Origin of the sequence: Pseudomonas sp. R3-57, assembly GCF_051132065.1 — a bacterium.
GTDB lineage: Bacteria > Pseudomonadota > Gammaproteobacteria > Pseudomonadales > Pseudomonadaceae > Aquipseudomonas.
Genome location: NZ_CP071655.1, coordinates 5,889,103 through 5,901,880 on the forward strand (window position 1 = coordinate 5,889,103; position 12,778 = coordinate 5,901,880).

General features: G+C 60.0%; 12 protein-coding genes. 1 reads left to right on the forward strand and 11 read right to left on the reverse strand.

Annotated elements, in window-relative coordinates; all coding sequences use genetic code 11:
* Nucleotides 1-53 precede the first annotated feature (53 nt).
* Nucleotides 54-1,250, forward strand: coding sequence for an AAA family ATPase (locus J3P93_RS26455; RefSeq protein ID WP_434593560.1), 1,197 nt, complete (start codon nucleotides 54-56; stop codon nucleotides 1,248-1,250).
* 208 nt (nucleotides 1,251-1,458) lie between these two features.
* Here J3P93_RS26455 and J3P93_RS26460 read toward each other — a convergent pair whose 3' ends face one another.
* The 11 genes from J3P93_RS26460 to J3P93_RS26510 form a co-directional block, all read right to left on the reverse strand.
* Nucleotides 1,459-2,331 carry a transporter substrate-binding domain-containing protein gene (locus J3P93_RS26460; RefSeq protein WP_434593563.1) on the reverse strand — a complete coding sequence of 291 codons (873 nt, stop codon included), beginning with the start codon at nucleotides 2,329-2,331 and terminating at the stop codon, nucleotides 1,459-1,461.
* Nucleotides 2,328-3,110, reverse strand: coding sequence for an amino acid ABC transporter ATP-binding protein (locus tag J3P93_RS26465; RefSeq protein WP_434593566.1), 783 nt, complete (start codon nucleotides 3,108-3,110; stop codon nucleotides 2,328-2,330). Before J3P93_RS26465 ends, J3P93_RS26460 begins: the two co-directional genes overlap by 4 nt.
* Nucleotides 3,107-3,766: an amino acid ABC transporter permease gene (locus J3P93_RS26470; RefSeq protein ID WP_434593568.1), complete on the reverse strand. Its 660-nt coding sequence runs from the start codon at nucleotides 3,764-3,766 to the stop codon at nucleotides 3,107-3,109. The genes J3P93_RS26465 and J3P93_RS26470 overlap by 4 nt, the downstream gene beginning before the upstream one ends.
* The gene (locus tag J3P93_RS26475) at nucleotides 3,747-4,412 is read right to left on the reverse strand and encodes an amino acid ABC transporter permease (RefSeq protein ID WP_434593571.1); all 666 of its coding nucleotides are present in this window, start codon (nucleotides 4,410-4,412) and stop codon (nucleotides 3,747-3,749) included. Before J3P93_RS26475 ends, J3P93_RS26470 begins: the two co-directional genes overlap by 20 nt.
* 651 nt (nucleotides 4,413-5,063) lie before the next feature.
* The gene (locus tag J3P93_RS26480) at nucleotides 5,064-5,861 is read right to left on the reverse strand and encodes a MetQ/NlpA family ABC transporter substrate-binding protein (protein ID WP_434593574.1); all 798 of its coding nucleotides are present in this window, start codon (nucleotides 5,859-5,861) and stop codon (nucleotides 5,064-5,066) included.
* Between the two features lie 167 nt (nucleotides 5,862-6,028).
* Nucleotides 6,029-6,961: a sigma 54-interacting transcriptional regulator gene (locus J3P93_RS26485; protein ID WP_434593577.1), complete on the reverse strand. Its 933-nt coding sequence runs from the start codon at nucleotides 6,959-6,961 to the stop codon at nucleotides 6,029-6,031.
* 52 nt (nucleotides 6,962-7,013) lie between these two features.
* Nucleotides 7,014-7,595, reverse strand: coding sequence for an alpha/beta hydrolase (locus J3P93_RS26490; RefSeq protein WP_434593580.1), 582 nt, complete (start codon nucleotides 7,593-7,595; stop codon nucleotides 7,014-7,016).
* Between the two features lie 364 nt (nucleotides 7,596-7,959).
* Nucleotides 7,960-8,361: an ExbD/TolR family protein gene (locus J3P93_RS26495; protein WP_203420279.1), complete on the reverse strand. Its 402-nt coding sequence runs from the start codon at nucleotides 8,359-8,361 to the stop codon at nucleotides 7,960-7,962.
* Nucleotide 8,362: 1 nt separating this feature from the next.
* Nucleotides 8,363-9,088, reverse strand: a complete 726-nt coding sequence (locus tag J3P93_RS26500) for a MotA/TolQ/ExbB proton channel family protein (RefSeq protein WP_434593584.1) — start codon at nucleotides 9,086-9,088, stop codon at nucleotides 8,363-8,365.
* A 45-nt stretch (nucleotides 9,089-9,133) separates the two neighbouring features.
* Entirely contained in the window at nucleotides 9,134-9,943 is an 810-nt protein-coding gene (locus J3P93_RS26505; protein WP_434593587.1) for an energy transducer TonB, read from the reverse strand.
* Nucleotides 9,944-10,411: 468 nt separating this feature from the next.
* Complete coding sequence (locus tag J3P93_RS26510) at nucleotides 10,412-12,772, reverse strand: TonB-dependent receptor (RefSeq protein WP_434593590.1); 2,361 nt, start codon at nucleotides 12,770-12,772, stop codon at nucleotides 10,412-10,414.
* Between the last annotated feature and the right edge of the window lie 6 nt (nucleotides 12,773-12,778).

The window sequence follows — 12,778 nt, forward strand, 5'->3', positions numbered from 1 at the left end:
ATCTCATTGCGGGTATGCTGCAGACGTTTTGCAGTCACCCGGAGAAGGACTTCATGCTCAACACCCTGGCGGTGGCCAACTACCGCTCGATCAACAAACTGGTGATCCCGCTCGGGCGTCTGAACCTGATCACCGGGCCCAACGGCAGTGGCAAATCCAACCTCTACCGCGCACTGCGCCTGCTGGCGGAAACCGCGCAGGGCGGCGTGGTCAATGCGCTGGCCCGCGAGGGCGGGCTGGACTCGACCTTCTGGGCCGGGCCGGAAACCATCAGCCGGCGCATGCGCAATGGTGAGGTGGCGATCGAGCCGACGGTGCGTCAAGGCGTGAAGCGATTGCGCCTAGGCTTTGCCGGGGAGGATTTCAGTTATTCGATCAGCCTTGGTCTGCCTGATTCCAATGGTCACTTCATGCTGCCGGAGCATGCGCGACCAATTCCCTCGCGTTTCAGCCTCGACCCGCAAATCAAGCGCGAATGCATCTGGGCCGGACCGCTGTATCGCCCGGCGAGCCTTTTGGTGGATCGCGATGGGCCGATGATCCGCGCGCGCACCGAGCGCACATGGGATGTCCTGGCGCAGCACACGCCGAACTTCGACAGTCTGTTCGACCAGATCGGTAGCCTGCGCAGCTCGCCAGAAGTGTTTCAGATGCGCGAGTTCATCCGCCGCTGGCGCTTCTATGATCACTTTCGCAGCGATGCCGAGGCGCCGGTGCGCCAGCCGCAGCTGGGCACCCGCACGCCGGTGTTGCACCACGACGGCCGCGACCTCGCGGCCGCCTTGCAGACCATCATCGAAATCGGCGACCCCGAGGCCTTGCGCGCGGCGATCAGCGATGCCTTTCCCGGTGCGCGGCTGAACATCGCCCCGCTGGCCGGTGGACGCTTCGCCATCGAGTTTTATCAGGAAGGCTTGCTGCGGCCGTTGTCGGCGGCGGAGCTGTCGGACGGGACCTTGCGTTATCTGCTGCTGGTCGCGGCGCTGCTGACGCCGCGACCACCGTCACTGATGGTGCTCAACGAACCGGAAACCAGCCTGCACCCGGATCTCCTGCCGGCGCTCGCACGGCTGATCATTCGCGCTTCGGAGCAGTGTCAGGTGTGGGTGGTGTCGCATGCGCGGCGGCTGATTTCGGCGTTGCAGGAAGATCCGGAATGCAATTGCATCGTGCTGGAGAAGACGCTGGGGCAGACCGGGCTGGTTGGCCAGCGGGTGCTGGATGAGCCGGTGTGGAACTGGCCTGACTAAGCGCCTTCAGCCCGAAGCCCCTCACCCTAGCCCTCTCCCGGAGGGAGAGGGAACTGACCGGGCTGTTCTTACGAATTACGACGACCTGAAAATCTCGGGTCGAACTCAGGTTTGAAAAGCACAAAGCTCGGCTCCCTCTCCTGGGGGAGAGGGCTGGGCGGGCGGCGTTCCGATGAGGGCCAAGCCTCACCGCCGACCTAACAGACAATCACCCCTGCCACTTGCCCCCCTCGACAATCACACTCTCAGGCCGGGTGTCATCGCTCAGTTCCTTGCGCACATACTGGTCATACAGCTTGAGCAGATATTTCTCCTCACCCAGCTTCGCCAGCTCGCTGTTGACCCAGTCGCGCAGTTCGAGATTGCCCTTTTTCACCGCCGGCGCAATCGGCGCTTCGGCGCCGAGTTTTTCCTCGAGCACGCGATATCCGGGGTTCTGCTTGGCCCAGCTAAACAGCACCAGGTTGTCCTGCGCGTAGGCATCGCCGCGGCCGTTGGCCAGGGCTTGCAGCGACTCGGAATTCTTTTCGAACTTGAGCAGTTTCCAGTCCGGGTGAGTCTTGGTCAGCCAGATATCGGCGGTCGTACCGGTGGTGACGATGGTGGTGCGGGTCGCCAGATCATCAAGCTTCTTCACCGAGCTACCCTGCGGCACCAAGGCCTGCACGGCGACCTTGAGATTGGGGTTGGTGAATTCCACCGCTTCCTTACGCTCCGGGGTCACGGTCATGTTGGCGAGGATCAGGTCGACCTTGTCGCTTTGCAGAAACGGAATACGACTGGCCGGTTCCACCGCGACGAATTCGACTTTGTTTTCATCGCCGAGCAGATCCTTGGCAAAACGCCGGCCGATGTCGGTATCGAAACCGACGTAACGGCCGCTCTCGTCGACAAAACCGAACGGCGGTTTATCGGTGAACACGCCAACAATCAGCTTGTCGCGAGCCTTGATCTTCTCCAGATAACCGGCTGGCGCTGCACTCTCGCTGGCAACTTTTGGCTTCGTGGGTTCTTCGGTTTTGCTGCAACCGGCGAGCAAGGCCAGGCTCAACAGGGGCAGTAACAAAGCGGCAGTTTTCATAGCAGTTCCAGTTCCTTGGTCGGATTCGTTTTCGGCAGTGTTGCCACGAAGGAGAACTTCTCCAGGAACTGCTGCGCGCGTGCGGTTTGCGGGTTCGTAAAGAAAATCTCGGGCGGGGTCTGTTCGAGGATGCGCCCGGCATCCATGAACACGATGCGGTCGGCCACCGCGCGGGCGAAGGCCATTTCATGGGTGACGATCAGCAGGGTCATGCCCTCGCGGGCCAGACCCTGAATCACCTGCAGCACTTCCTTGACCATTTCCGGATCAAGGGCCGCGGTGACTTCGTCGAAGAGCATTACCCGTGGGTTCATGCACAGCGAACGGACGATGGCGATGCGTTGCTGCTGACCACCGGAGAGCTGACGCGGGAAGGCGTCGCGCTTGTCCGCCAGGCCTACGCGCGCGAGCAAGGCTTCGGCCTGCTGCTGCGCTTCGCGGCGTTGGCGCTTCTGCACCTTGAGTGGGCCGAGGAGCAAATTGTCGAGCACGCTCATGTGCGGGAACAGGTGATAACTCTGAAACACCATGCCGATCTGCTGGCGGATTTCGCGCCAGTCGGTGGCCTTGTCGAGCAGCTCGCGTCCGACAAATTTCAGGCTGCCGCTGTGGGCCTGTTCCAGACCGTTAAGGCAGCGCAGCAGCGTACTTTTGCCGCAGCCGCTGGGGCCAAGAATGACGATGACTTCGCCGCTCTGCACCTGCAGGTCGATGCCATCGAGCACTTGCTGCTCGCCATAGAATTTACTGAAACCCTGAAACTCGATCAGTGCGCTCATGCTTGCGTCCAGCGCCGCTCCAGCACCCGCGAGGCGGCCGACAGCGGGTAGCAGATGAAAAAGAAAAACAGAAACAGCGCGCCATAGATCAGTACCGATTCGTAGGTGCGCTCGATGATCTGCTGGCCGACCTTGATCACATCGACCACACCGATCAGCACCGCCAGCGAACTGGTCTTGATGATCCGCGTGTAGACGTTGATGGTCGGCGGTGTCATGCGCTTCAGTGCTTGCGGCAGCAGCACGTAGCCGTACAGTTGCGCAGCGTTGAGACCGATCGACAGCCCTGCCTCACGCTGGCCGCGTGGTAGCGAATGCAACGCGCCGCGCGCCACTTCACCGACCTCACTGGCGCCCCACAGCGACAGCACCAGTACCGCGCACCAAAAGTTCGGCAGGCTCAGGCCAAAGAAAATCGGCAGGCCGAAGAACAGCAGGTACAGCCAGACCAGCACCGGAATCGCCCGAAACAGCTCCAGGTACACCCGCAAAATTGCGTTGAGCCACCCGACGTTGAGCGTGCGCAATACGCCGTAGGACACCCCGCCGACCGTGCTGATGGCGATGCTCAGAAACGAGATCGACAAGGTTTGCCCGGTGCCCTTGGCCAGTTGCGGCAACGACACCCAAAGCAATTCAAGACCCGAACTGGCCATGCTGGAGCCTCCTTTCCAGACGGCTGAGCAACAGCGACAGCGGCAAAAACAGCAGCACGCAGATCAGCGTCAGCACGGCGAGCATTTCGTAGGTTTTGTAGTAGAGCGCGATGTAGCTCTTGGTGGTGTAGAGGATTTCCGGCACCGCCACCGCTGAAACCACCGTGGTTTCCTTGAGCAGAAAGATGAAATTGGCGAACAGCGACGGCAGGCTGAGAATGCCCGCCTGCGGCAGGATCACGTAGCGCAGCAACTGGCCGTGGGACAGGCCGATCGAACGCCCCGATTCCAGCTGCGCCTGCGGCACGGCATCGATGCCGGCGCGCAGCACTTCGGTGAGGTAGGCACCGCCGAGAAAGGTCATGGTGATGATCGCCGCGGTGAAACCGGAGACTTTGATCCCCAGTGCCGGCAAGGCGAAGTAGACGAAGAACAGCTGGATCAGCAGCGGCGTGTTGCGCGCCAGTTCCACGTACAGACCGACCAGTTTGCGCAGGTACGGCGTGCGAAATACCAGGATCATCGCGTTGAGCAGCGCCACCAGCAACGAGGTGCCAATGGCGATCAAACCGACCTGCAGCGTCACGCCGACGGCTTTGAGAAACTCCGGCAGGGTGCTGAGGATAAATGCGTAGTCGAAAGTCATGCCGTGTCCTGACGTCGTTCGGTAGACGACGGTGAAGCAATCCATGGACAGCGGGTGGCTGTCCGGCAGGCACTGACTTTATAGGTATAAAAACCAGAATTTAAATACCGTTAAAGCATATTGATATCACTCAAAAAACTATCTGGTCGATTTGCCGGGAAGGAGTAAGAAGGCTATTTTTCTTTGCGCTGTAGGAAGGATCTTTTTTTCAAGAAAGGCCTCCAAGGACGGGCAGCTTTTGGCCAGACTCCCTCGGCCAAACCACAACAAGGAAGATGACATGGACGTAAAAGCACCGCAGCGACTGGATCCGCAGGATATTTTGAAATTGCTGGTGGCGTTGCGCAGGGCTTTAAAGGCGCAGGTAGCCTGAGATCAAGAGCACCCTCACCCCAGCCTTCTCCCGGAGGGAGAGGGGGCCGACCGAGGTGTCTGGCGTCATACATCGACCTGAATGACTGAGTCGATTATGGATTCGGTACAGCCATATCAGGTCGGCGAACCTCTGCCGCATCCCCCGATCAGTCCCCTCTCCCTCCGGGAGAGGGCTAGGCGGGCGGCGTTCCGATGAGGGGGCTTTTCAAGGCATACACAAAAAACGCCGATGACCATCACTGGCCATCGGCGTTTTCACATCAAATCACGCTCGGATCAGAACGCCGGCAACACCGCGCCGTTGTACTTCTTCTCGATGAACGCTTTGACTTCCGGGCTGGTCAGCGCCTTGGCCAGTTTCTGGATGGCGTCGCTGTTCTTGTTGTCCTCACGGGCAACCAGGAAGTTCACGTATGGCGAGTCAGCGCCTTCGATCACCAGCGCATCTTTCTGCGGGTTCAGCTTGGCTTCCAGCGCGTAGTTGGTGTTGATCATGTCCAGATCGACTTCTTTCAACACGCGCGGCAGCAGGGCCGATTCCAGTTCCTTGAACTTGAAGTTGTGCGGGTTCTTGGCAATGTCTTTCGGCGTTGCCAGAGCGTTTTTCGGATCTTTCAGCTCGATCAGGCCAGCCTTCTGCAGCAGGATCAGCGCACGGCCGCTGTTGCTGCCTTCGTTCGGGATGGCAATGGTCGCGCCATCCGGCAGTTCAGCCAGGGTCTTGTACTTGCTCGAGTAGCCACCGAACGGTTCAACGTGCACGCCCTGCACGGTTACCAGGTACTTGGCCTTGTCGTCCTTGTATTTGCCCTGATTGAAGCTGTTCAGGTACGGCAGGGTCTGGAAGTAGTTGGCGTCCAGACGCTTCTCGCCCACCTGTACGTTCGGCTGCACGTAGTCGGTGAAAACCTTGATCTCCAGATCCACGCCTTCTTTGGCCAGGGTCGGTTTGATCAGCTCGAGAATTTCAGCATGTGGAACCGGGGTCGCGGCGACCACCAGTTTCTCACCGGCGTTGGCGAAAGAAGCAGTCAAAGCAGCCGCCAATGCGGTAAACAACAGAACCTTTTTCATGCAGTGTCCTTATCGAAAATCACGGTCGTCATCGACGACGGCATCTAATACGTGTGCCAGTGAAGTGATATCGCTGGCGTGAGGCGGACAATACCCGGATTTTTTATTCCCGGACAATAACGTTTATTCAGCTTCATATTCCATTTTGTTCATGTTGAAGAAAATGGCTAAAGCCCATCGCTCAAGCGAATCAGCAGTTCTTTCAAGGCTTTACGTTCCGCCGTGCTGCCGCCAATGTTGATTTGCGCGACCAGCCGTTCGATCTGCAGCTGCGGCCCAGACACCTCGGGCAGGTTCAGGTGCTGCGGCAGAATCTCTTCGCCGGTGCTGACCAGCAGGGCGAAGTGAATGACATTTTCCAGCTCTCGCGTGTTACCCGGCCAGCTGTGCTGTTCGAGCGCATGCTGCGCGGCTTCGCTGATCAAGGGCACCGGAAGATCGAGACGCTGGCTGTAGATGCCGAGAAAATACTCGGCCAGCGACAGGATATCGCCGGTTCGCGCGCGCAGTGCCGGCAGTTCGAGTTGGCCCTCGCTGAGATAGTGATAGAGCCGCTCGTGAAATTTACCCGCATCGACGGCTTGGGCCAGATCGATACTGGTCGCAGCAACCAGACGCACGTCGACCGGGCTAGGTTGATGCGCGCCGACGCGAGTGACTTCGTGGTTCTCCAGCGCGGCGAGCAATTTGACCTGGATCGGCAGCGGCAAGTCGCCGATTTCGTCGAGGTACAACGTGCCGCCATTGGCCGAGCCGAACCAGCCCGCGCGACTGCTGGCCGAACCGCTGTAGCTGCCGGCCGCATAGCCGAACAGCTCGGCGTCGGCATACGTCGGGCTGATCGCCCCGCAGTTCACCGACACGAACAGCCCGCTGCGATCACTGGCACGATGGATATGCCGCGCGAGCAGCTCTTTACCGGTGCCAGTCTCGCCACGGATCAATACCGAGATCACACGTGGCGCCAGTTGCTCCAGTTCTTCGCGCAGTTGCCGCGAGCGCGGATCGACGAACACCAGCGCTTTGGCGCGAATGCTCAGTGGGCTTTTTTCCGCATCGGGAAAGGTCAGCAACGGCTGACCGAAAGTTTCGAAACTCATGGCAGGCTCCCGCCCTGAACCGCCTGGCAGACGGGGGCGTTAAAAATGAAAGTCAGGCGCGACGACGGGCGTGATGTTCCAGGCGGTTTTGCAGGCGATAAAGATAAGCAAAACCCTGTTCCCAGCGCTGATGCCCGGACTTGACGTTGATATGCCCGGCGCCTGCGAGAATTCCCGCTTCCGCGCCCCAGTTGCGCGCCAGCTCAAGGGCGCGCGGCGCACTGACCGCAGCGTCGTTGTCGGAGCTGACGACCTGACTCGGGAACGGCAACAGATCCGCGGGAATCGGCGCGAAGTTGCGTAGTGCCGGTGAGCACGCGGGACGCTCGACATCGGCAGGCGCGACCAGCAACGCACCGCGCACCTGACGCAGATATTGCAGCGGCGCGGTCGCCGCCCAATGCGCGACGGTGATGCAACCCAGGCTATGGGCGATGAGGATCACCGGCGTGCTGTCGGCGGCAATCGCCTCGGCGAGCGCCGCGACCCAGTCTTCACGGCGCGGTGCCAGCCAATCGGCCTGCTCCACCCGCGCACTGTTCGGCAGGCTGTTCTGCCAGTGGGTCTGCCAATGATCTTCTGGCGATCCTTGCCAGCCCGGCACAATCAGGTAGCGGATTGATTCGTTGCGCATGGGAAGCTCTCCTGCGTCGTGTCTGTTCTCGGTCGAGTATAGGGACGGGAGTTATATTCGTTAAGGAATAAGAAGCTATTTATTAAGATCTGAATTGAATATCTGATGTGCGCATGGCTTTAGATTTTTTCCCCCTCACCCCAGCCCTCTCCCCTAGGGGGCGAGGGGAAAGGGAGCCGATCTTCAAGCTTTTCAGTTCCTGAGTTCGACTGAATTTTGCATATCGGAGTAAAACCACCAGACGACTCGATCAGTCCCCTCTCCCTCTGGGAGAGGGTTAGGGTGAGGGGCTTTCCTGAAGCCATACACAAAAAAAAGGGCCGCACCCTGCCAAGGAAACGGCCCCGAAAAACTGTTGAATCTGTCACCGCGCAGTAATCACCGACAGCTTGGTAATCCCTGCCCGCTCAATCGAAGCCATGGCCCGCGCCACCTCGCCGTAGTTCACCCCGTCGTCGGCCTGCAACTGCACGCGTACTTCCGGATCCTTGGCTTTAGCGGACTTGAGGTTGAATTCCAAAACGTCCGGCTGAATCTCATCCTTGTTGATAAACAGCTTGCCGGCACCGTCGATGCTCACCACCAGCGGGTCCTTCTGCTCGACCGGCGCCACCGCTTCGGTCTTTGGCAGGTTGATCGGTATCGCGTTGGTCAGCAGCGGCGCGGTGACGATAAACACCACCAGCAGCACCAGCATCACGTCCACCAGCGGGGTCACGTTGATCTCGCTGAGTACCTCATCCGTGTCTTGCGTGGAGAAGGCCATATCAGGAAGCCTCCTTCACTTTTGGCGCATTCCCCGGCACAGAAGCTTTGTGTGCAGTCGGGTGAATCAACACGCGAAACGCGCTCTTCTGCGCCAGGCTGTAGAAGTCGTGGGCGAAGTCGTCCAGGTCTGCCGCGGTCAATTTCAGACGGCGCAAAAAGTAGTTGTAAACCAGCACCGCCGGTACCGCGACGGCGATGCCCACACCGGTTGCCACCAGTGCCGCACCGATCGGCCCGGCCACCGTCTCCAGGCTCGCCGACCCGGCCGCGCTGATGCCTTTCAACGCTTCCATGATTCCCCACACCGTGCCGAACAATCCTATGAAGGGCGAGGTGCTGCCAATACTCGCGACCACTGCCAGGCCGGTTTCCAGCGAGCGCCGCTCACGGACGATCTGCTGGCGCAAGGCACGCTCCAGACGATCCTGATGATTGATCGCCTGGCTCAGGTCATTGGCCTGCGGCGTCTCGCCCACCTGAATCGCCGCGTAACCGGCCTGCGCGACACGCGCCGCAGCGCCGGGCTGGGTTTCGCTCAGTTCAGCAGCGGCATCCAGGCTCGACGCCGCCCAGAAGCGTTTATGAAAACGCCGGTCCTGCGCCTTTAAACGGCCGAACTGCAACGCCTTGAGCAGTGCCAGCCCCCAGGTGGCGACGGAAAAAACCACCAGCAGCCAGATCACCGCGCTTTCGATGGATTCCAGTGGAGAAGCCAGTAACGTCATGATGTATTCCCTCTTGTAAACGTTTCGCGCGAATTTGATTGCGGTTTAGTGAATCTTGAAATCGATGGGTACGCTGACCCAACCTTCCTGGGCGACATCGCCCTGCTTGGCCGGGACGAAACTCCAGCGTTTCACGGCGTTGAGTGCCGCATCGTCGAGCTGCTGGCGGCCGCTGCTTTTCTGAATCTGAATCTCGCCCGGTTTCCCACTGGCCAACACCTGCACGCGCAGCAACACCGTGCCTTCCCAACCGCGACGCTGAGCCAGCGACGGATATTCCGGCGCCGGGTTTTTCAGGTAAGCGGCGCTGGCCGAGGCCGGGGTGACCGGGGCCGGCGCCGGTGGCGCGGCTGGCGCTGGCGCGACGACCGGGGCTGTCGGTTTGGGCGGCGCTGGCGGTTGCTCGACGGCTTTGGGCGCCGGCTTGGTTGGCGGCTTGACTACCGGCTTGGGCTTCGGCACGGGTTTGGGCGGTGGCGGCTTCACCGCCAGCTCGTCTTCCACCGGTGGCGGTGGTTCAACCACCGGCGCAGGAGGCGGCGGCGCCACAACCGGCGGCGCGGGCGGGGCCGGACGGGAAAACTCGATGGTCATCGGCGGAATTTCCGGCGGTACGATTGGCAGCGCGGGGGTTGGATGCTGATTGATCCAGTAGATCACCGCGCCATGCACCAGCAACGCCAGCACCGCGAGCAAAACGCTTTCGCGGCGACTCAGGATACCCTTGGGCGCACGCTGCAAACGCAGCTGCCCCAACGGCACACGGTGCGGCCGGCCGAGGTCGATCAGTTCGCCACTCGGCGTTTGCCGCCACAGCAATTCCCCTGCGCTGGCGGCGGTCTGGACGTTGCCCATTGTTTGACTCCCTGCGGTCTTTTTGCGGTTCTTGCACAACAGCTGAACAACCGTTCGTTGAATCCCCCACGGCTGCCCCCTAGATGAATCATTGGTCTTGTCACTTATCTCCGAAAGTAATCTTTAACGTTATACATAGGCCTTTATGGAATATTAAAAACGATCAATTTCGCCAAAGCCTTGCGCCACGCGGGCTGCAGCGAGACGTGAAAAATTGCATGCTTTGTGGGCATTTAAAGTATTCATTTAGCGCATTGGATGCAGTTGACCTGGCTTTAAAGAACAAGCTGAAACCCTGTCGTTATTTGGAAAAAATTTTGCTGAGCAACAAAAAAGACCGATGCAGGCACCGGCCTATTGTTTGATCAGTTGTTTATGCGCGCTCCCAACGCACGCACTTTTCAAAAACTGCGATCAGGGAAAAACAATGTTCTCAACTCTCACCGTCGGCGTATTTGACGGGTACGATCAAAAGTCATAACGCCCGGTAACGCCAAGCGTACGCGGCGTGCCGAGCAGTCCTTCGTAACCACCGTTGCCGCCCGTCCACAGCGTCGTGTAATAGGTTTTGTCGAAGGCGTTTTTCAGCCACAACGAAACATCCCACTGACCTTGATTGAAATCGCCACGCAAGCCTGTGGAAAAGTTGACCACGGCGTAACTGGGGATCTGCCCGTAATCGGAATCCTCCACCGTGCCCACGGCTTTGGAGCGGAACGCATAGCTGCCGGTGACATACGGTTCGAAGCCGTTATCCAGATTCCATTTGTATTCGCCGTTGGCATTGCCGATCCATTTCGAAGCGCCGACCACTTGATGGCCGCTGAGGTCGCAAGAGGCCGGCGCACCCGGCGCCTGGCTGACTTCCGGCGGGCACGGCGCATCCTTGTAGGAGAGATAGCTGACGTCGTTGTAAGAGCCGTTGAAGTTCAGCGTCAGGCCACGCAGCGGTACCACGGTGCTTTCGAACTCGATGCCGCGCGAGCGCACGGAACCGGCGTTGGTCAGGTACTGCACGCGGTTGTCGGCGTCATAGGCGTTGGTCTGGTAGGCGTTGACCTGGGTCCAGAACACGTTGGCGTTGAGCTGCAAACGGTGATCCCACAAAGTGCTTTTGAAACCGAGTTCGGCGTTGTTCGCCCGTTCGGTGCCGATCAGCAACGAGTCGGCACCCGCAGTTGGCGCAGAGCCGACCGCAAGGTTGACCCCGCCGGATTTTTCGCCGTGGGACAACGTCGCGTAACCCAGCACGTCATCGGTGATGCGATAGCTGAGATTGAGCAGCCCCGAAGGACTCGAGCTGTACTGATTCAAGTCTCCGGAATCGTAGGCGCCGGCGCGGCCGCGACGCGCACTGGCCGCCGCGCCGGCCACGGCCGCACCGCCAACCGGAGCATTGCGGCTGACCCAGGCATTCTTCTCCTCGTAAGTGCCACGCACCCCGGCGGTGAAATCCAGCCGCTCGGTGAGGTGCCAGGTGCCTTGGGCAAACAGGGCAAAGCTGTCGGTCTTGATGTGGCCCTTGCCGACGCTGGTGACATTGGCCAGCGCACCCGCCGGCGTGCCATTCCAGATGTCCGCCTGCGGGCCATAAAAGGCGAAGGATTTGTTGTCCAGATCGGAACCGAAATAGTAGGCACCGACCACGTAATCGAAGAATTCACCCTTGGGCGAGGCGAGGCGAAATTCCTGTGAATACTGTTTGTCTTCCACCGACACCCCGGCGTTGTAACTGGCCGGCACGTTGAGGCCGTCGTCGTTGCGCGGGGTGAAATTCCAGAAACGATACGAGCTGACCGAGGTCAGGGTGAAATCGCTTGGCAACGTCCAGTTGGCTTCTACCGAAGTGCCGCCCTGATGCACCGTCACGTGTTGGTCGTTGTCCAGATTGACCTTACGGTGCGTGCCGTTGACCAGCGTCGCACCGGCTGCGTTGGCCCGCGATTGATAAAGGTTGACGCCGTTGATGGTCGGCCCGGTGTTGTACAGCACGCGGGTACCGGCGCTGGAATCCTCTTCGTTGTAATCGCCGATCCAGCGCAGGTTGAAATTTTCGTTGGGTTTGAACAGCAGTTGCGCGCGAAAGCCCTCACGCGAGCCGCCATTCAGATCATGGCCGTCGTATTCGTTTTTGATGTCGCCGTCGCTGCGCGTGCGATACGCGGAAAAACGCCCGGCCAGTTGATCATTCAGCGGCCCGGAAATGGTGCCCTTGGTCTGGAAATAACCGTCCTCGCCGACCGAGGTTTCGATGCTGCGCTCCGGGGTAAAGGTCGGCGCACGGGTGCTGATATTGATCACCCCGGCGGTGGTGTTTTTACCGAACAGCGTGCCCTGCGGCCCGCGCAAGACTTCGAGCTGTTCGATGTCCATCAAGTCGAACACCGCCATCCCCGGGCGGCCCAGATAAACGTTGTCGATATACAGACCGACGCTGCCCTCCAGCCCATCACTGGCCGGGTTGTTACCCAGACCGCGAATCGACACGCTGGACTGCCGCGCATGCATGTAGGCGACGTTGACGCTGGGTACCAGTTGCTGCAGATCCTGGATCCGATACACCCGTTGCGCCTCCAGATTCTGCCCGCTGACCACGCTCATCGGCGTCGGTACATCCTGCGAACTTTCCTCGCGACGGCGGGTGGTCACGGTCACGGTTTCCAGCTGTGAACTGCTGGCCGAAGCTTTGCCTGCGGGGACTGGCGTCAGGGTTTCCGCTTCGGCGGCATAGCCGTGAGTCCAGCTCGCGCTGCCGGCGAGAAACAGGGCCAGGGGCAGGCGCTTGAGCCGTCGTGGTGGTTGGATTGACGCGTGTTTCAACGGACTCATGGCGCG

Excerpts from the sequence above, each read along its gene's own strand:
- J3P93_RS26495 (WP_203420279.1), bottom strand. The coding sequence starts at position 8,361 with ATGGCCTTCTCCACGCAAGACACGGATGAGGTACTCAGCGAGATCAAC.
- J3P93_RS26455 (WP_434593560.1), top strand. The coding sequence starts at position 54 with ATGCTCAACACCCTGGCGGTGGCCAACTACCGCTCGATCAACAAACTG.
- J3P93_RS26490 (WP_434593580.1), bottom strand. The coding sequence starts at position 7,595 with ATGCGCAACGAATCAATCCGCTACCTGATTGTGCCGGGCTGGCAAGGA.
- J3P93_RS26505 (WP_434593587.1), bottom strand. The coding sequence starts at position 9,943 with ATGGGCAACGTCCAGACCGCCGCCAGCGCAGGGGAATTGCTGTGGCGG.
- J3P93_RS26480 (WP_434593574.1), bottom strand. The coding sequence starts at position 5,861 with ATGAAAAAGGTTCTGTTGTTTACCGCATTGGCGGCTGCTTTGACTGCT.
- J3P93_RS26465 (WP_434593566.1), bottom strand. The coding sequence starts at position 3,110 with ATGAGCGCACTGATCGAGTTTCAGGGTTTCAGTAAATTCTATGGCGAG.
- J3P93_RS26460 (WP_434593563.1), bottom strand. The coding sequence starts at position 2,331 with ATGAAAACTGCCGCTTTGTTACTGCCCCTGTTGAGCCTGGCCTTGCTC.
- J3P93_RS26485 (WP_434593577.1), bottom strand. The coding sequence starts at position 6,961 with ATGAGTTTCGAAACTTTCGGTCAGCCGTTGCTGACCTTTCCCGATGCG.
- J3P93_RS26500 (WP_434593584.1), bottom strand. The coding sequence starts at position 9,088 with ATGACGTTACTGGCTTCTCCACTGGAATCCATCGAAAGCGCGGTGATC.
- J3P93_RS26510 (WP_434593590.1), bottom strand. The coding sequence starts at position 12,772 with ATGAGTCCGTTGAAACACGCGTCAATCCAACCACCACGACGGCTCAAG.
- J3P93_RS26475 (WP_434593571.1), bottom strand. The coding sequence starts at position 4,412 with ATGACTTTCGACTACGCATTTATCCTCAGCACCCTGCCGGAGTTTCTC.
- J3P93_RS26470 (WP_434593568.1), bottom strand. The coding sequence starts at position 3,766 with ATGGCCAGTTCGGGTCTTGAATTGCTTTGGGTGTCGTTGCCGCAACTG.